Source organism: Bacillus sp. JK74, from assembly GCF_053663395.1.
Genome location: NZ_JBSJQB010000004.1, coordinates 64,672 through 82,380, shown reverse-complemented (window position 1 = coordinate 82,380; position 17,709 = coordinate 64,672). Strand labels below are relative to the sequence as shown.

Here is a 17,709-nt window from a genome sequence, read left to right as displayed (position 1 = left end):
ACAGTAAAAACACAACAAAAGGCAGCATTTCTTAACAAATGCTGCCTTTTTCTGATCTATTTATCCAGGCCGAGTTTTTTCAGCTGTTCTGCCAGCGCGTTGTTCATCGGCTCCTCTTTGTTTTGGCTTTTCATATAAGAGTTGATGTCCCGCTTGGATGCGCGTCCGGATTTATCTTTCGCCTTGCGCTTTTCAAAGACGGACAGTTTCTCCCGGTGGCCGCATACACATGCGAAGGTTTGGCCTTCGCCCTGGCCGCGAAGCTCCATTTTCTTATGACAGTTCGGACAGCGGGCGTTTGTTTTTCTTGCCAGCGTTTTCCGGCTGCCGCACTCACGATCCTGACATACGAGCATCGTGCCGCGTTTGCCGTTGACTTTAAGCATCATTTTGCCGCAATCAGGGCAGGCGGTGCCTGAAATGTTGTCATGTCTGAAAGTCTGGCTGCTGTTTTTGATTTCCTTCACCGTTTTGCCCGCATATGTTTTCATGTCTTTAATGAACACGGCGGATTTCAGTTTGCCCGCTGCGATGGCGGAGAGCTTTTGCTCCCAATCAGCGGTTAAGGCCGGCGATTTTAAATCTTCCGGGACGAGCTGTAAGAGCTGCTTCCCTTTTGACGTAATGAAAATATCTTTTTCTTTTTTCTCGATCAAGAAACTGTTGAACAGTTTTTCAATGATATCAGCGCGGGTGGCGACTGTTCCGAGTCCGCCGGTTTCACCCAATGTTTTCACAAGGTTCTTCTCTTCTCCCTGCATAAAGGCGCTTGGGTTCTCCATCGCGGATAACAGCGTGCCTTCATTAAAGCGCGCCGGCGGTTTCGTCTGACCGCTCGTTTCTTTCAATGATGAGACAGTGAGGCGCTGCCCCTGCTGAAGATCCGGGAGCGTCTGGTCTTTGTCTTCCTCATGATCGTCGTCATCCTCGTACATATCATACACGGCTTTCCAGCCAGGCGATTGAACCGTTTTCCCTTTTGCGGTAAATGTTTCGCCGCCGATATCGGCTGTGACCTTTGTTTCTTCGTATTCGAACGCCGGCATTAACACGGCGAGAAAACGTTTGGCAATCAGATCGTAAAGCTTTCGTTCTTTGTCGCTGAGGCTTGAAAGGATCAGCGGCTCCTCTGTCGGAATGATGGCATGGTGATCCGATACTTTCGCATCATTGACGAATCCTTTATGCGCTTTGACGCCCCGCTTCAGTATTTGATTGACGTACTGGGCGTACGGCTTAACTTCCATACCGTTTAAACGGTCTTTTAAAGTCGGCACGATGTCTGCGGAAAGGAATCTGGAATCCGTCCGCGGGTAAGTGACAAGCTTATGCTGTTCATACAGCTTTTGAAGCACGGACAGCGTCTCTTTTGCGGAGAAACCGAAGCGCTTATGAGCGTCCCGCTGCAATTCCGTCAAGTCGTAAAGACCGGGAGCGAAGCTTTTCTTCGCCGTTTTTTTCAATTCTGAAATGACTGCCGGCTTTCCTTGCAGGTCTTTTGCCAAACGGCCGGTCACCGTCTGATCGAACGTTCTTGTCTGCTTTGTTTTTTTATCCTGCCATGTCAGCGTCATCTGATCAGCCGCCGCGCGGAGACCGTAATAAGGAACGGGTTTGAACGCCTGAATATCCGCTTCGCGTTTGGCGATCATCGCCAGTGTCGGAGTCTGAACGCGTCCGCATGACAGCTGCGCGTTAAATTTCGTGGTCAGGGCGCGGGTCGCGTTGATGCCGACGATCCAATCCGCTTCCGCTCTGGCAACAGCGGAATGATACAGGTTTTCGTACTCTTTGCCGCTGCGGAGCTTTTGAAATCCTTCTTTAATCGCCTTATCTGTCACAGAGGAAATCCACAGCCGCTTAATCGGTTTGCGGACGTTTGCCTTTTCGATAATCCAGCGGGCCACAAGTTCCCCTTCCCGTCCTGCGTCTGTAGCGATTACGATCTGGCTGACGTCTTTCCGGACAAGCTGAGCTTTGACCGCATTGAACTGTTTTCCTGTTTTTTTAATGACGACGAGCTTTAAAGGCTCCGGAATAATCGGAAGATCCTCAAGCCGCCATGATTGAAATTCTTTGCCGTATCCTTCAGGGTCAGCGAGCGTTACCAGATGCCCGAGCGCCCATGTGACGATGTAGCGGTCGCCTTCAAGATATCCGTTTCCTTTTTTATGACATTTCAGAACGCGGGCCAAGTCCCGGCCGACTGAAGGTTTTTCAGCTAATACAACTGTTTTTGACATGCTTTTCACTTCTCTTTCTTTCACACTCATCCTGTTATTATAACAGACTTCCTCACGCTCTCTCTAATCGAGGACGTTTTTTGTGTCAATTTCTGAGAAAATGACGTGGGTCACGGTTTGGGCATACGGAGAGGTGCGATTGATGAAATGTTCGATCGTTTCCAGACTGTCCGCGTTAATCTTCAGCATATAACACGCCGCCCCGGCGACCCGAAAACAAAATTCAATGTTGGGAATGGATTGAATGTAGGTTTTGAATTGATCGTATTTTCCGTTTTTCACCGTCGCTTCGACAATGCAGGAGACGGGGAGCCCGATCTTTTTTTGATCAATGTCCAATGTATAGCGCTTAATAACGCCGAAGGATTCAAGCTGTCTGACACGCTCTGTGACGGACGGGGCTGACAATTTGATTTTTCTGCCCAGCTCCCGCATGGACAGGCGGCTGTCCCGCTGCAGCTCTTTAATGATGCTCAGATCCACATTATCTAGTTTCATGACTGTAGTCCTTCCTTACCCTTTTGGCTATATTATCAAGAGAAATCCGAAAAATGACAAGAACAACAGGCTGAAATCATGAAGGTTTTTTCAGGAACAGACGCGAAATGGTCATATTAGGACTGCCCTTTGCTTATAGTATAGAGGAAAAAAGATGTCCGACAGGAGGGAGCTGTATGTTACACACGCCGATCGGCAGACTTCGCACGATGGGGTTTATTGAAGGAATGTCGCTTTTGGTGCTGCTGTTTATCGCGATGCCGCTGAAGTATTGGGCTCATCATCCGCTCGCCGTCACCATTGCCGGTTCCATTCACGGCGGTTTGTTTATCATTTATCTGGCGGTGCTGGCGTATGCGGCGTTTACTGTCAAATGGCATGTGAAATGGTCAGCCGCCGGTTTTATCGCGGCCTTTATTCCGTTCGGTAATTTTATTTATGATCGCGGCCTGAGAAATTATCAATAAAAAAGCTCCTCTTCTGCAGAGGAGCTTTTTTCATGCGTTACATCCATTTCGTCACCCAGGCGATATAATAAGCGCCGGGGATGAATACGAGCTGGGCGAGAAGCGTGCCCGCGACCCTTGATGTGACCATCGTCAATGATGTCCATTTTAAGGAGACGTAGCTGCGCTTGCCCTTCGCCACATCGTCTGCCAGTACGGAGACTTTCGGGTCAACAAACACGGCCAGCAGCATAGTCGCAACTCCGTTGATTAAGCCTGATGCCATCACGGCCGTCGTGCTGTGCTCAGGCGCCAGAAGGCCGGCGTACAGAGCGGACAGAACGCCGATCGTGTAAATCGACGTAATGACCATATTAATGACAAACAAGCGTTTCGGGATCATTCGGAATTGAAGCCCCTTTAAATAGGAGACTGACGGCAGTCTGATATAAGAACGCGCATGCTTAAGCCCGTTCAGTGAAAATCCTTTTTTAAATACCTGCATGACGGAGCCTCCTCCGTCCGCCAAGTGTATAATCGCCCTGGAGAATAACGCGACGAATGTCGGCAAAAGACAGATGCCGAGCATCGTTCCGACCGTGGAGCCGAAGATTAAAAATCGAAACTGAGCGCCCACAACAGACAGAGCGTTTGATCCGGCGGCATCAATCAGATGTCCGGTAAACGGCTGCTGAACCATGTTTGACATGCGCGACACGATAACCATGACATTAAATAATGACAGCGCGGACGCGATAAATCCGACTCTCGCGCCGGAAAGCCGTGTTGCATAGGCAAGCGTTTCAATCGAATGTATCAGCAGCAGAAAACAGAAGATAAACAGTACTTGTGAAGTAATAACGTGCAATGTATGATTCCTCCAAATCTTTTCATACTGATTAGACTCTGCAGACTGCGGCGAGGTTTCGGCCGTTTACATAAAAAAACCGCCCGGATGTCCGGCGCGGTTTTGTCTTATTCTTTTCTTACGCAAATAAATAATATATGGTTGCCCGCCTTAGCCCGCGGGTGATTCGTATTAACAGTTCCGACAGAATCATTCTTCGAAAGTAAACACCATGGAAGTTCTTGAACACAAGACAACGAAAGCCCTACCTCTCAATCGTCACTGCGGCTCCGAAGCCGCGCCGGTGTGAATTGTAAAACAAAAAGTCTTTTTTCCATCTCTTCGTTAGGGGCGAATATCAGAAGGAAAAGAATAAGCTCAGCTTTTTTTCAAGCTGTCCGTTGAAGCCTGAAGCTTCTATATCAAAACAGAAAAAAGAAGTTTACTTTCTTTTTTATTTGCATGTTGTCACTTAGCAGTTAAGTATAACAGATTGCCCCTTAATAATCAAATGATTTATTAAAGTTCCAGCTCGGCCGGCGTTTTTTCACCCGCGTTCATGAGCTTGATCTGCTTCGGTTCAATTTCGAGAATCACCAGGTTCGGATCGTCTTTTCCGTCAAACCAGCGTTCCAGTTTCGGATCCCACAGCTTTTCTTTTAAATCTGCTGAGTTGTTCAGTTTGGCGGTTCCGGCCACTTCCACATAAGCGTCACCGAATCCTTCACAGTCATACCCTAACAGAATATGAACATTCGGATTGTTTTCAATTTCTTCCGCTTTATGAGTGTCTTTGCTCGTCGGCGTGTAAATCGTTAAGCCGTCATGGAAAAATGTCATGTAGCGTGAATGCGGTTTGCCTTGTTCTACCGTCGCAAGCGAACCGACTTTATGATGATCCAGTACTTCAAGCACTTTTTCTTTGATTTCATTTTGATTCATGAAGAATCACTCCTTTTTAACGTCTCCGCTGTTACTTTTCCACATTGGGGAGACATTTAAACCAAGAAATGTGCTCTTCTGCCGATCTTCGCTCCATTCCCGCTTCAGCATGCTGTAGTTCACCGTGTCATGATAGGCGCCCTGTACGAAAATGCCTTCTCTCGTCAGTCCTTCTTTCTGAAATCCGAGCCGTTCCGCCACCGCCCTGCTTTTCGTGTTTTTTTCAGCCGCGCTGATCATGATGCGGTTCAGCCCGAGGTCCTGAAATGCATGGGTGATGACCGCCCGGCAGCTTGCGGTGATAATGCCGAATCCTTCATGCTCTCGATCCAGCCAGTAGCCGATCTCTGCTTTTTGATTGACTGTATCGACATTATGGATGCTGATCATGCCGCAAAACCGGCCTTTCACAAAAATTCCGGCGTCAAACCCATTCTCTTCCGCGTATTTATAGCGCCATTCGGGGATGATCACATCGCGGTACGTATCGATGTCAGCCAGTTCTTCCGCCCAGCTGAGCCATTCGCTGAGATGGTTTTGATTTCGCTTCATAACAGAATACAATTCGTCCGTATCTTCTTTGGCAAGCAATCTGATCGTCAGATGTTCCCGGATTTGACAGGAAAACACGACCGCACCTTCTTTCCTTTATTAGCCATTATACAGGTAAATTTATTTTTTTCCATACAAAAAAGATGAGGCGTGCAGCCTCATCCTTAAATGCGCGGGTCGGTGAAAACATCGTGATCATCCGTGCTTGTCGATGACATTTCCGTAACGACCGCCCCTTCTTCTCCCGCTTGAAACCAATGCTTCGTATCCGGCGGAATGGTGTATTGTCCGCCTGGCTCAAGCACAATCTCATGCCAGACGGTGTAGTATTCCTTGTCTTCTTCCGGCGGGAGGACGCTTGGGTTCTCTGTCTTTTCGCCTTCCACGTAGAGATACACCTTCCCCCAGCGGCAGCGGAATGTCTCTTGTTTTCCCTTCTCGCCGCCGACCGGCGGATGGCGGTGTTCCGGACACGTCTGGCGCGGGAAGAGCACCAATTCTTTCGAACAGTAGCGGTCGGTATTCACGTAAATAAACAGCTGAAGCCCGGTTTCCTCAAGCTTGCCTAAACCGTAATCCATGATTTGAATGTCTTCGACTTCATCATCAGTCAGAACGATTCCCGCTTTTTGATAGTATGCATTCACGTCATGCTTCGATATCGTCATGGGTCTGCCTCCTTATGTGGTCACAAATCTGCCGCCGTTGACATGCAGCGTCTGTCCGGTCATATAAGAGGATTCGTCTGAGGCCAAGAGCACATAGCATCCGACATGCTCAACAGGCTGGCCTGCCCGGCCCATCGGCGTATCCTGACCGAAGGAAGCGACTGTTTCTTCTGAGAATGTCGCCGGAATAAGCGGTGTCCAGATCGGCCCCGGCGCCACGGCGTTGACACGGATACCATCGTTGACGAGCGCTTGCGCCATGGATCTCGTAAAACCGTTAATCGCGCCTTTCGTAGCCGTGTAGTCAATCAGCTGCGGATTGCCTGTGTAAGGATTAATGGATGTCGTATTGATGATCGCGCTGCCCGGCTTCATGTAATCAATTGCTTTTTTAGTCAAATAAAATTGTGAGTAAAAGTTTGTCTTAAAGGTTCTGTGAAGCTGCTCGCTTGTGATGTCTTTAATGCTTTCTTTCGGATGCTGTTCCGCGGCGTTATTCACGAGAATATCAAGACGCCCGAATTCTTCAACCGTTTTTTCAACGGCTTCATTGCAAAAGTCTTCCTCACCGACATCGCCGGGGATTAACAGACATTTTACGCCTTCTTCTTCCACTCGTTTTTTTGTATCTTCCGCATCACCGTGTTCATCAAAATAGACGATCGCGACATTTGCGCCTTCCTTCGCGTAAGCAACCGCAACGGCGCGTCCGATACCGCTGTCGCCCCCTGTGATGAGCGCGGTTTTCCCTTTTAATTTGTCAGCGCCTTTATATTCTTTGTATTCGTAAACAGGCGTCGGATTCATTTCGCTTTCAATGCCCGGCTGGCGGTTTTGTGATTCCGCCGGGAATTCCTTCGGATAGTTTTCCATGTCAAGTTCCTCCTTCTGGTTCGTTGTCATATTTCTTGTCTACCTCGGCTGTCCTCCGGATAAACATGATTGAGACAGTTCAAAACGTTTTCGGAGAAAAATGTTTCACATGGAACGCAAGAAAAAAACCCGGCTGGCAGCCGGGTTTTTGTTTTCTATTATGAACGTACCGCTTGTTTGCGGAGCACGTCTTTTCTCACTTTTCCAAGGTTGTTTTTCGGAAGTTCGCTGACGAACTCAATGTCCGGAATTTTAAAGGCAGCAAGACGTTCTTGCAGGAATCGGGTCACTTCTTCTTCTGTCAGGTCTTCTCTGCCGTTTGTCACGATGAACGCTTTCGGCTTTTCGCCGTAAAGCGGATCAGGGATACCGACAACCGCCGTTTCGAGAATGCCCGGCACTTGCTGAATGACTTCTTCAATCTGGTCGGGATAAATATTATCGCCGCCGTAGATGATGACATCTTTATAACGTCCGGTGATAAAAATAAATCCGTCTTCATCCACATAGCCGGAATCGCCGGTATGGAACCAGCCGTCTTTCAGCACTTTTCGTGTCGCTTCTTCATTACCTTCGTAGCCTTTGAATAAAAACGGACTTGTCACAACGACTTCTCCGATTGAGCCTTGCGGAAGGACTTCACCTGTTTCCGGATCTACAACGCGGACGTCCACTTCTTCCATCGGTTTACCCGCGGAAGCGGCTTTATCCATTCCCATTTGCGGATTCCAAGAGCTGATGCCCCACGCTTCCGTGCTTCCGTATCCGTGCATGAGCGGGATGCCGATGTCGAGATACTGCTGGATCAGGCTGCTTGGCACCTTTGTGCCTCCCGTCATCATATAAACGATAGAAGACATGTCAGTCTGGTGCGTTTCCCATGCTTTCAGCAGGTATGTGAAATAGACTGGCAGCGCCATGATGGTTTGAATTTTTTCTTTTTCGATGAGCTTCAAGTTTTCCACAGGGTCCTGATTGTCTGTCATAATGAATGTCGTTCCGCTCATCGTACCGACCATCTGGCAGATAATCGCGCTCGTATGGTAATTCGGATGGCATGCTAAGAAGCGGACATGCTGCATTCTCCCCGTGTAAGCCAATGTCGCGTTTACGTAGTTGTATATGCCGCCGTGAGTGATCATGCAGCGTTTCGGATTGCCGGTTGTACCTGAGGTAAACATCAGCAATGCCGTATCGTTTTCAGACACCGTTTCGACATCCGGTGTATCACCGGAGCCTGTCAATAAAGCGTCAAACTCAGGCGTTGTCTCCGCAGCTGTTCCTGTCTCGACCTTCAGTTTAAGAGAAGATACCAGCGCAGGAAGAACTTCTTCCATAATCTCTTTAAATTCAGTGCCGAAAAAGACAGCTTTCGGTTCACAGGCTGCTAAAATGCCTTTCATTTCGTAAGGTGTTAATTGCCAGCTGACCGGCACAACAACCGCGCCGATTTCGAGTGCCGCAAACATGACAATGGATGACGCGTGGCCGTTTTTGCAAAGCATCGCCACTCTGTCGCCTTTTTTTATTCCTTTATCAAGAAGCGCTTGTGCAAGCTGGTTGATTCGTTTTCGATATTCCGCGTAGGTCAGGGTATGCGCACCGCTTTTTACAGCTTCGATCTCTTCGCTATTTGAAATGTCATGCAGAATCATATGCTGTAATGTCTCCATATTTTCATCTCCCATAATCATAAATCACAAAAAACTCTGTCAGATTTTCTTCCTCACGCAACCCATTTTAAACCAAAAAATATAACTTGTAAAACAATTTTGTTTTAGAACTATTCCATTCGTGAATGATACAATAGTCCCATGTTTTTAGTTTCTTCCCTTCCCCTTACCCTCATACATGCAGAAAAAAACACACCCCATATGAGGTGTGCGCTTTCTGTTTACCGCTGTCCTTTCTCCTGAATGAAATGATAAAACAGCTTGTTTAAACGTTTGTATAAATCGGCTTCATCCTCCGTCTGGAAGGCTTTTATACTGTCTTCGGAATCGATGATGGCGGAGCTGACCGCACTTAGTATTTCCGACCCTTCAGCGGGCATATCAGCCGGCGCCATCATCACCAAAGCGCGGCCGACGGTCAGGGAATTTCCGTCCATGCCTTTGACACTGCATGGAGCCGTCAAATCATAAATTTTGAAAAAAGGCGTGACAATTTCTTCATTTTTGAGATGGTACAGCGCCATCGCCGTTCCCGGAATGCCGAGTCCGCCCTGTCGTTCACGCTCTGCAAGGCGCTGTGCGGTTTGTTTGGCATTACGGACAAATCCTTCTTGCTCAAGCATAGCAAACAAACGATTCAAAAACAGTTCGTACGCCGTGTTTGACTCAATGGATTTGACCGAAAAGTTCCGCAGCACGCTTTGGATAACCGCCGCATAATGTGCCATACGGCCGGCCGCTTCCAGCATATCAGGCGTCTCCGGCTGCTTCTCTTCTCTTTTACCGTTTCTTTTTTTGTCAAGAATCAGCGGAATTTTTCTTTTGATGTACTGCTTCACCTGATCAGCGTCTTCTTCGTTTAAAAGCGGACTGACCATGACGTAATCAATGTTTCCATACGGGATCGGAACGGTGGATACGATCATGTCATACGCGGTGATGTCTCGGTCCTTCAGTTCGATGAGGGAAGACATATCAAAGGAACGGATTTCCGGAAGCTCCTTTTTCAGTCTGGATGCGAGCATTTTGGACGACCCGATGCCGCTGGAACAGACGATCAGCGCCCTGATCTTCGCTTCTTCCCGTTTGATTTCCAGAGCGGAGCCGAAGTGAAGAACGATGAAAGCGATCTCATCATCAGAGAAAAGAAGCCCCGGAAAGAATTTTTCCATTCCTTCTTCTACGGCCATGTACAGCAGAAAGTAGTCGCGTTTAATTTGCTCGGTCATCGGGTTGTACATGTCGATATTTTCTTTCACCCGGTTGATCGCAGGCTCCAGATGGGCGATTAAACCGTCGTATAAAGAACCGTTTTCCGTCAGATCAATTTTGATTTTTTCAGAAATGAAGCCGATCAGCTGCTTCGTTTGCAAGGCCGTTTCAACTTCAATGTTTTCCGGTTTGAATTCCGTTTTGTATTGGCGGTTGGCGCTCCGCAAATGAATGGTGATATAACCGATCTCAGCTTCCGGAATTGAAACGCCGAACGCTTTTTCAAGCTCTTTTGCCATTTCCAGCGCAGAGCCGTACTCCTTCGTCTGCTGCAGCGCTTTTAGTTCCGAAGCCTCCATCGTGATGGTTTCTCCGAGTCTGATCCGGTCCATTGAAAAGGTTAAATGAACCGCAAGCGCCATGTATGAGCTGTCAGATAAGGCGATCGCGATTTTTTCCTTGAGCTGAATCAAGAGCCGGTCCATTTTCAAAAGTTCCGCTTTATTTACGACGCCGAACATTTTTTCAGCATCGTCAGGTTTTCCTTTAATATTGAATTCAACCGCTTCCAAAAAGCTCTGAATATCAAGCCGGTTGACGATGAGATTGCCGACGATTTTCCGTTTCGCATTTTCCGGCCCCGTCAGCTGAATGCCGAAGCCCCTTTTTCGGATCAGCGTCAAGCCGAAGGGCGCGATCCAGGTCTCCAGCTCATCCAGATCATAACTGATTGTCGCGTTTGTCACTTGCAGTTCGTTCGCCAGACTGTAGAGCTTGATCGGCTCTTGCGACTCTAATAGTGAACATAGAATTAAAAGTTTCCGCTCCTCAGCGCTGTATTCATGCTGTTCATAGGACAGGTCTGACAGGAGTTTTTGTTTGTCCTCCGGGTTTCCTACCGCTTTCAGTCCTTTGCCGGGCTGTTTATCAAGTGCCAGACCGAATGATTCCATCATCGGTTTGATTGTTTTTAACTCGCGGTGAACGGTTCTTGTGCTGACTTGTAAAGCTTCTGCCAGTTCATGCACTGTCTCGTAACGGTTCTGCAGTAATAGATGTTTCATTAATTTTTGTTCTCTCGCTGTCATATACATGAAACGCGCCTCCAGATTTTCTAGTTGTGAGAAGTATGGCATATGGGGAGTGCTGCCGGGGAAAGTGGTGTAAATTATAATATAAAACGCTTTCAATGATTATTCAACCATTTTCAAATGGCAATTTGGCACTGGGTCGTGTGACAGTATTGAAAAAGAAAAATGTGTCAGATAATATGCCATGACGCTTGTTACTCTTGATCCGCACGGCTATACTTCAAAGTGACCTTACTTGTTTTTAGACATTGCACACCACATAAACAAACGCCCGGAAGATACCTTCCGGGCGTTTGTTCTGTTTATGGAATATCGCAGCCTTGGACACCGGTATAAATCCGGAACCACTGATCATGGCTGAGTTTGTACGCGGATGCACGCACCGCGGCGGAAATGCGGTTCTCTTTTCCGCTGCCGACAATCGGCATGATGTCTGCCGGGTGGGTGAACAGCCATGCGTACATGACTTCGTCAATGGAAGCGGCGCCGATTTCTTCCTGTACGGAACGAAGCGCGGCACGGATTCGGAGGTCCTTATCTGATTGTCCTGTAAAGACGCTCCCGCCCGCAAGCGGTGACCACGCCATCGGCGGAATGCGTTTTTCCTGACAGAAATCCAGCGTGCCGTCATGAATATTTTGCAGCTCGTACGCCGATATTTCAATTTGGTTTGTGATGAGCGGATCATCCAAATAGGATTCGAGCATGCTGTACTGGTGCGCTTTAAAGTTCGATACCCCGAAATATCTGACCTTGCCCGAGCTTTTCAGCGCGTGAAACGCTTCAGCCACAGCCTCCGGGTCCATAAGCGGGTCCGGTCTGTGAATGAGCAGCACATCCAGATAATCCGTATTCAGATTCAAAAGCGACTGCTCCGCCGACGCTAAGATGTGAGACTTCGACGTATTATAATGATGCGACTTGTTTCCGGGCCGCTCCGGTGATTCAATGACAATCCCGCATTTTGTGACGATTTCGATTCGCTCCCTTATTGAAGGCGAAAGGGACAAAGCGCCGCCGAACAGCTTTTCACACGTATAACCGCCGTATATATCGGCATGGTCGAAGGTGGTGATGCCTTGGCTGATACACCATTCAATCAGATTCAGCAGCTCTCCGTCTGAAACATTCCATTCGTTCAGACGCCAAAGCCCGTGTATCACTCTTGAAAATTCCAGGTCTTCAGCCAATTGAATGCGCTGCATGTGAAATCCCCCTTTTTCTTAGAGCCTCTTGTATCTCTGTTTTCAGGAATTGCCCATGCTGTTTCATTCTGCTTCGGCGGCCGATTTTCCTTTCAGCCCGCAAAAATCGTCATTTAATGATTCTGAAACTGCTTTTTCGCTTTTTCAACGACGTAATGGCTTCCGCCGCGTTTTTTGACGTCTTGAATCATCATCGCGATCAAGAGGTCTTTCTTTTTATAATCGTAACCGACAAACCAGCCGTTTTCTTTGCCGTCTTTATCTTCTTTAGACGTTTTCAGCTCGGCTGTGCCGGTTTTTCCGGCTACGGTAATGCCGCTTACGGCCGGCTGATATGCAGAGCCGCGCGGATCTTCAACGACGCCTCTCAGCCCTTTTGTGATTTCTTCGGCATTGGCTTTTGACACCACTTGCTTATGCCAGATTTGCGGTGTTTTTTCTCCGTCTTTGATCAATGTCGGTTTGACGAGATTTCCGTCTGTTACAAATGCGGTATAGTCAGCCGCTAAGTGCAGCGGAGACATCAGCATCTGCCCCTGGCCGTAGCCCGTATCTCCGAGAAGAATCTCGGAATCAAGCTTGCCGTTAGCGATTGAGGACTTTTCAATCGGAAATTGGTACGGAATCTCTTCATCAAAGCCAAATGTTTTTAATCCTTTTGTAAACGCGTCCGCTCCGGCATCTATGGCATTTTGCGCAAAGTAGATGTTGTCCGATGTGATCAGCGCGTTTTCGAGATCCACTTCATTCAGGCGCTCTGATACGCGTGTGACATGGTAACCGCCCCAGCTCGAATCTTTCTGCCACTCTTTACCGGTGATTTTTTTCTTTTCCGACGCTTTCAATGTGCCGTTTGTCAGGCCGACTGCCGCGGCAATCGGTTTAATCGTTGATCCCGGCGCATAAAGTTTGTTGAATTTCGCTGAAAACGGATTGTTTTTATCTTCATTCAGCTTTTTCCACTCTTTTCCGCTCCAGCCGAAAAGAAAGCCGTTCGGGTCATAAGACGGTGCGCTGACGAGCGCGAGGGTCTCTCCCGTTTGCGGTTCGAGGGCGACTGCCGCTCCGCTGTCGTCTTTCATAGAATCATACAGCTTCGTCTGCGTTTTCATGTCAATCGTTACATGAATATCCCGCCCGCTTTCGGCTTTCTTTTCAGCAATGACCTCACCTGTTTGCGGGACGTAAATTTTCCAGCCGGTCGTGCCGCGCAGCTTGTCTTCATATACATTCTCAAGGCCGGCGATGCCGATTTTGGAAGTATCGCTGTATTGGCCGTCTTTCGCTTTTTTCAGCTGCTCCGCTGTGATGGTTTTAATATAGCCGGTCAGATGGGCCGCTTTTTCGCCGTACGGATAGTAGCGGGAGCTGACTTTCGTTTTCGTCACGCCGTCTAGTGCGAGCAGGCTTTTGACCTTGCTTTCATCATCCGGTCTGATTTTTTGAATCGGGACATAGGAGTCGTCTTTTACCCAGCCCTGGTTCAGTTTGCTTTTGATATCGTCTTCAGAAAGGTCCAGTTTTTCAGACAGTTTTTTGATCACGCTGTCTTTATCCTTGCCGAGTTTTCCAGGAATAATGCCGATTTCCGGCACCTCGGTATTCACGGCGAGACCTTTTCCGTCTTTGTCGTAAATTTGTCCGCGCTTCGGTTCCTCATTTGCGATCTGCACGGTTTTGTCATCGGAAAGCTGTTTGAAAATAAAAGAAGGATTCCAGTCAATGTTCCATGATTCTCCATCGTCTGTTTTCTCTTTTTTCAGGACGGCCGTGTTTTCAAAAGCGACCTTCCCTGCTTTTGTATCCATGCTGACTTTATAATCGATGTGCTGGAGGTCATCTTTTTTCTTATCGTCTTCGTCCTGTTTTTCGGCAGTGACTTTCAGATTTTTGACCCCTGCTTGTTCATAAATGGTTTCATATCGTTTTACAAAATCCTTTTTGGATTGTTTTTTCTTTTCATCCTGGGTGAGGCTTTGGTACATCTTATCGTAATGACCGCCGTTCCAGTCTTTTACGAAATCTTTCATTCTGTCTTCGGCCGATTCCGTTTTCGAGCAGCCGATCAAACCTATGATTCCTGCGAGTAAAAGTAATAGGTATAACCCTTTTTTCACTGTCTATTCCCCTGCCTTCCAACTGTTATTTTCTCCTAAACCAAATCAGGCTGGCAAGGATTTTTTTCTCAGAGCGTTTAAAATTTTTTTGTTTTTTCGGCCGTCACGGGCCATATTCTTATACAATGTATCTATTAAAAAAAGGAGGAATTTCAGATGATCAGAGAAGCAGCCATGCTGTATGTAAAAGAAGGCCTTGAGGGGGAATTCGAAGAGGCATTCCGCCGGGCGGAGCCGATTATCGCGGGCATGAAAGGTTATCTGTCCCATTCCTTGTCCAAATGTATGGAAAAGACGCATAAATATTTGCTGCTTGTGGAATGGGAGACTTTAGAAGATCATACAAAAGGCTTTCGCGGATCGCCGGAATATCAGGAATGGAAAGCCTTACTGCACCGTTTTTATTCACCATTTCCCGTTGTGGAGCATTTTCAGGATCTATCAGACTCAGATCGCGTGAAGCGTAAAACCGATTAAGGAGATCGACCATACAAAAACGGCGGTATAGATATTGAATTTCCCGGAGCCGTCGTTTTCTTTCCGTTTTTCCTCCAGCCCCTGAATGAACATGACCGCACCGAGAAACACGAGCATAACCGGCTGTATGACAGAGGTATGTTCCGCATACGTAAATGCGGCGGCCGCAAGTATAATAATCAGCATCGCGAGTGACAGTTTTAAGGCGCGCAGCAAAGCAATCCATCCTTTCTGTTATCATTTTTTGAACACAATTCTATTTCTGTCTTTATCCCCCATTATTCTAGCGTACTTTTTGCGCGGATAGAACGAAAGTCGGACAATTTTAAGTTTGTTTTAAGGAGCACGAAAAGCGCGCTCCCCATGAAAAGGAGCGCGCGGTTTATGAGCGGGCGAGGCTTCCGTATCCGAGCCCCCGCAGGACGCATGCCATGACTTCATACCCCTTGCTGTTGGGGTGTACGCGGTCATGAGAAAGATATTCATTCATTTTTCCTTTGAAAGCGCTGTGGACGTCGGCAATTTTGACGTGCGGCGCCGATGCGAGCGTGCTGAGGTGCGCATTATAAGAGGATATCCATTTTTCTGCAATGGAGATGCCCGGGAAAGGATTGTATAAATTGAAGACGCGGATCTCATAAGGAGACGGGTGCGGCCCTTTTAAGGCAGCAATCTTGGCTATCATCTTTTCAAAGTTCTCATGGCAGTGACTGGACACGCTGGTGAATACCGAAGCGTCCGATGTTTGCTGATATGCCTGAACCGAATCGATCAAATCGTTGCCGCAGCCTGTAATCGTAATCATATCAGCAGCCTGAATCCGCCTCTGAATGTACGGGAAGGACATAAGCCCGAGAATTTCTCCCGTCTCAAGGCCTGATTTGGCAAAGATGGATACGTCGGTTTTTGTCTGTAAATCTTCTGCCATCATGCGCCCGAACCGCTGGACAAAACCGGCGGAAAACGGTCCGGATCCCCTCCCCGTCGTCAAAGAATCCCCCAGCGCCGTATAAACAAGTCCCATTTACTTTCCTCCACTCGTTACTATCGATATTGTAATGTACGCGAGTGAAGAAAAATTGGCTCGGTCAATAACCTAATTTCTCAGAAATATGCTGTGCGGCGTTTTTGACCTTTTCGGTTAAATACGGCAGCCTGTCCTCTGAAAACCGGGCTTCGAAGCCGGCGATGCTGATTCCGGAAGCCACCTTACCTTCGTGATTGAAAATCGGCGCCCCGATCGCCGCCGTATAATCTTCTAATTCCGAATAGCTGATCGTATAACCTGATTGCAAGGATCTTTCAATGGAGTGAAGCAGTTCAGCCCGATCCGTCATCGTGCCTGAGGCGATTGCGGCAAGCTTTGTCTTCTGAATGTATGTGTCAATCTCCTCTTCCGGCAGAAACGATAAAATGCTTCTGGCGCACGCTCCCGCGTACAGCGGCGACCGGCGGCCGATTGCCGTATACAGGCGGACGGTTTGGGTGCCTTCAATTTTTTCGACGTAAATGGCTTCATCCCCGTCCCTCATGATCAGCTGAACGGCCTCATCCACTTCGCCGCACAGCTCTTCCATAATCGGTTTGGCTATTTTCCTGATATCCAGACGTTCAGAGACGAGCTGGCCGAATTGTAAAAAGATCAGGCCAAGCTGATAACGGCCGTCCGCTGCCCGGGTGAGAAACCCCGTTTCCTCCAGTGAGCTTGCCATCCGGTGAACCGAGGTCTTCGGCATTTCCGATAGAGAAACCAGCTCATTTAGGCTCAGGCTCGGTTCAGTCAGAAACAAATGAAGCAGTTCCATTGATTTGATGACGGTCTTGTTTTTGTTTTCCATGGTCTTTAGCCCCTTTGTCAGATCACCCATTCCATTTTGAGCCTTGCTTTCAGCTCCTTCAGCTGCTGTTCCTTCTCCAAAAGCAGCATTTCCGCTTCCTCCAGCGAAACGGCCCGGAACGTAATGTGTTCCCCCGGCATCGTTTGGGCGACGAGAGGAAGATCGGCGGATATGATATGCGCCATCCGCGGATAGCCCCCCGTCGTCTGTCTGTCAGCCAGCAGAATAATCGGATTGCCGTCCGGCGGCACCTGCACCGTTCCGAACGTCACGGCCTCAGATACCATTTCCAGCGGCTCCCGCAATTCAAGCGGAGCGCCCTTCAGCCGGTAGCCCATTCGGTCGGATTGAGGCGTGACCGTATATGACTCTTGATAAAAACGTAATTTTGCTTCTTCTGTAAAAGCGTGAAATTGAGCGCCTTCAAGCACTCGTATGACCGGATTTTTTTTCAGCGGCAGAAATCCTCTGCTGCTGACAGACCAATCAGGCGCTGAGAAACCATGCTGTCCGAAAGAATCGCTCAGACGGTACGCGATTGATTCCGAACATGGCGTCATACGGCCGAGCGGCAGCTCATCATCTTTTTGCAGCGCTCTTCCGCAAAAGCCGCCGATCCCCGCTCTGACATACGTGCTTTTGCTTTCCATGACGGCGGGCACGTCAAATCCCCCCGCGACGGCGAGATATGCGCGGCTCCCCATCTTGCACGGCCCGAATGAGACGACGCTGTTTTCCTTTATCAAAACCGGTTTCCACAGAGGGGCGGGCTCCCCATTAATATGAAAGGCGAAATCCGCCCCCGTGACGGCAATAACCGCGGGTTCTGAGAACTCAAAGGAAGGCCCGGGCCCCATAAGCGTAACTTCAAGCCCCGCCTCTTTTTCTTGATTTCCGGCAAGAAGATTGGCGATGCGCAGAGAGATCGTATCCATTGCGCCGCTTCCCAATACACCGTATTTCTGATATCCCGTCCGTCCCGTGTCCTGAACCGTCGTCAAGAGACCGGGTTTTACCACTTTCATAC

The 17,709-nt window shown here is 48.3% G+C and carries 17 protein-coding genes; 2 read left to right on the top strand and 15 right to left on the bottom strand.

Translation table 11 applies throughout. The annotated features are described in order from the left end of the window. Positions 1-56: 56 nt before the first annotated feature. Both ACWJJ5_RS13550 and ACWJJ5_RS13545 read right to left on the bottom strand, forming a co-directional pair. Positions 57-2,243: a DNA topoisomerase III gene (locus ACWJJ5_RS13550; protein WP_029575269.1), complete on the bottom strand. Its 2,187-nt coding sequence runs from the start codon at positions 2,241-2,243 to the stop codon at positions 57-59. Between the two features lie 63 nt (positions 2,244-2,306). After that, on the bottom strand, positions 2,307-2,741 hold the full coding sequence (locus ACWJJ5_RS13545; protein ID WP_003156263.1) for an Lrp/AsnC family transcriptional regulator: 435 nt from the start codon (positions 2,739-2,741) through the stop codon (positions 2,307-2,309). Between the two features lie 176 nt (positions 2,742-2,917). Between ACWJJ5_RS13545 and ACWJJ5_RS13540 the strand changes: the two genes are divergently transcribed. Then, entirely contained in the window at positions 2,918-3,208 is a 291-nt protein-coding gene (locus ACWJJ5_RS13540) for a DUF3817 domain-containing protein (protein ID WP_003156265.1), read from the top strand. 37 nt (positions 3,209-3,245) lie between these two features. On the opposite strand, the gene ACWJJ5_RS13535 is transcribed toward ACWJJ5_RS13540, so the two are convergent. From ACWJJ5_RS13535 to ACWJJ5_RS13495, 9 genes are all read right to left on the bottom strand, one after another. Next, positions 3,246-4,055: a lipid II flippase Amj family protein gene (locus ACWJJ5_RS13535; protein WP_014304362.1), complete on the bottom strand. Its 810-nt coding sequence runs from the start codon at positions 4,053-4,055 to the stop codon at positions 3,246-3,248. A gap of 498 nt (positions 4,056-4,553) precedes the next feature. Beyond that, positions 4,554-4,976, bottom strand: coding sequence for a pyridoxamine 5'-phosphate oxidase family protein (locus ACWJJ5_RS13530; RefSeq protein WP_003156270.1), 423 nt, complete (start codon positions 4,974-4,976; stop codon positions 4,554-4,556). Between the two features lie 6 nt (positions 4,977-4,982). Continuing rightward, positions 4,983-5,606, bottom strand: coding sequence for a GNAT family N-acetyltransferase (locus ACWJJ5_RS13525; RefSeq protein WP_014304361.1), 624 nt, complete (start codon positions 5,604-5,606; stop codon positions 4,983-4,985). Positions 5,607-5,692: 86 nt separating this feature from the next. Continuing rightward, a complete protein-coding gene (locus tag ACWJJ5_RS13520; RefSeq protein ID WP_014304360.1) occupies positions 5,693-6,196 on the bottom strand; it encodes a D-lyxose/D-mannose family sugar isomerase in 504 nt (167 codons plus the stop codon). A 12-nt stretch (positions 6,197-6,208) separates the two neighbouring features. Next, positions 6,209-7,069, bottom strand: a complete 861-nt coding sequence (locus ACWJJ5_RS13515) for an SDR family oxidoreductase (RefSeq protein ID WP_070081377.1) — start codon at positions 7,067-7,069, stop codon at positions 6,209-6,211. 158 nt (positions 7,070-7,227) lie between these two features. After that, positions 7,228-8,742, bottom strand: coding sequence for a class I adenylate-forming enzyme family protein (locus ACWJJ5_RS13510; RefSeq protein WP_024084895.1), 1,515 nt, complete (start codon positions 8,740-8,742; stop codon positions 7,228-7,230). Between the two features lie 221 nt (positions 8,743-8,963). Then, on the bottom strand, positions 8,964-11,048 hold the full coding sequence (locus ACWJJ5_RS13505) for a BglG family transcription antiterminator (RefSeq protein WP_454022466.1): 2,085 nt from the start codon (positions 11,046-11,048) through the stop codon (positions 8,964-8,966). A 299-nt stretch (positions 11,049-11,347) separates the two neighbouring features. Then, a complete protein-coding gene (locus ACWJJ5_RS13500; protein ID WP_167859891.1) occupies positions 11,348-12,250 on the bottom strand; it encodes an aldo/keto reductase in 903 nt (300 codons plus the stop codon). 113 nt (positions 12,251-12,363) lie between these two features. Next, entirely contained in the window at positions 12,364-14,367 is a 2,004-nt protein-coding gene (locus ACWJJ5_RS13495) for a penicillin-binding transpeptidase domain-containing protein (protein ID WP_278071574.1), read from the bottom strand. A 156-nt stretch (positions 14,368-14,523) separates the two neighbouring features. Here ACWJJ5_RS13495 and ACWJJ5_RS13490 point away from each other — a divergent pair, with 156 nt between their 5' ends. Beyond that, positions 14,524-14,844 carry an antibiotic biosynthesis monooxygenase family protein gene (locus ACWJJ5_RS13490; RefSeq protein ID WP_003156282.1) on the top strand — a complete coding sequence of 107 codons (321 nt, stop codon included), beginning with the start codon at positions 14,524-14,526 and terminating at the stop codon, positions 14,842-14,844. Here ACWJJ5_RS13490 and ACWJJ5_RS13485 read toward each other — a convergent pair. From ACWJJ5_RS13485 to ACWJJ5_RS13470, 4 genes are all read right to left on the bottom strand, one after another. Beyond that, positions 14,815-15,030 (bottom strand): YczI family protein, encoded by a 216-nt coding sequence (locus tag ACWJJ5_RS13485; RefSeq protein ID WP_369719110.1) that lies wholly within the window; start codon positions 15,028-15,030, stop codon positions 14,815-14,817. The two genes, ACWJJ5_RS13490 and ACWJJ5_RS13485, sit on opposite strands and share 30 nt — an antisense overlap. 196 nt (positions 15,031-15,226) lie before the next feature. Continuing rightward, positions 15,227-15,868: a GDSL-type esterase/lipase family protein gene (locus ACWJJ5_RS13480; protein WP_102422340.1), complete on the bottom strand. Its 642-nt coding sequence runs from the start codon at positions 15,866-15,868 to the stop codon at positions 15,227-15,229. Between the two features lie 64 nt (positions 15,869-15,932). Beyond that, positions 15,933-16,682, bottom strand: coding sequence for an IclR family transcriptional regulator (locus ACWJJ5_RS13475; protein WP_317461700.1), 750 nt, complete (start codon positions 16,680-16,682; stop codon positions 15,933-15,935). A gap of 17 nt (positions 16,683-16,699) precedes the next feature. Further along, positions 16,700-17,707 carry a 5-oxoprolinase subunit C family protein gene (locus ACWJJ5_RS13470; RefSeq protein WP_094247900.1) on the bottom strand — a complete coding sequence of 336 codons (1,008 nt, stop codon included), beginning with the start codon at positions 17,705-17,707 and terminating at the stop codon, positions 16,700-16,702. Positions 17,708-17,709 lie beyond the last annotated feature (2 nt).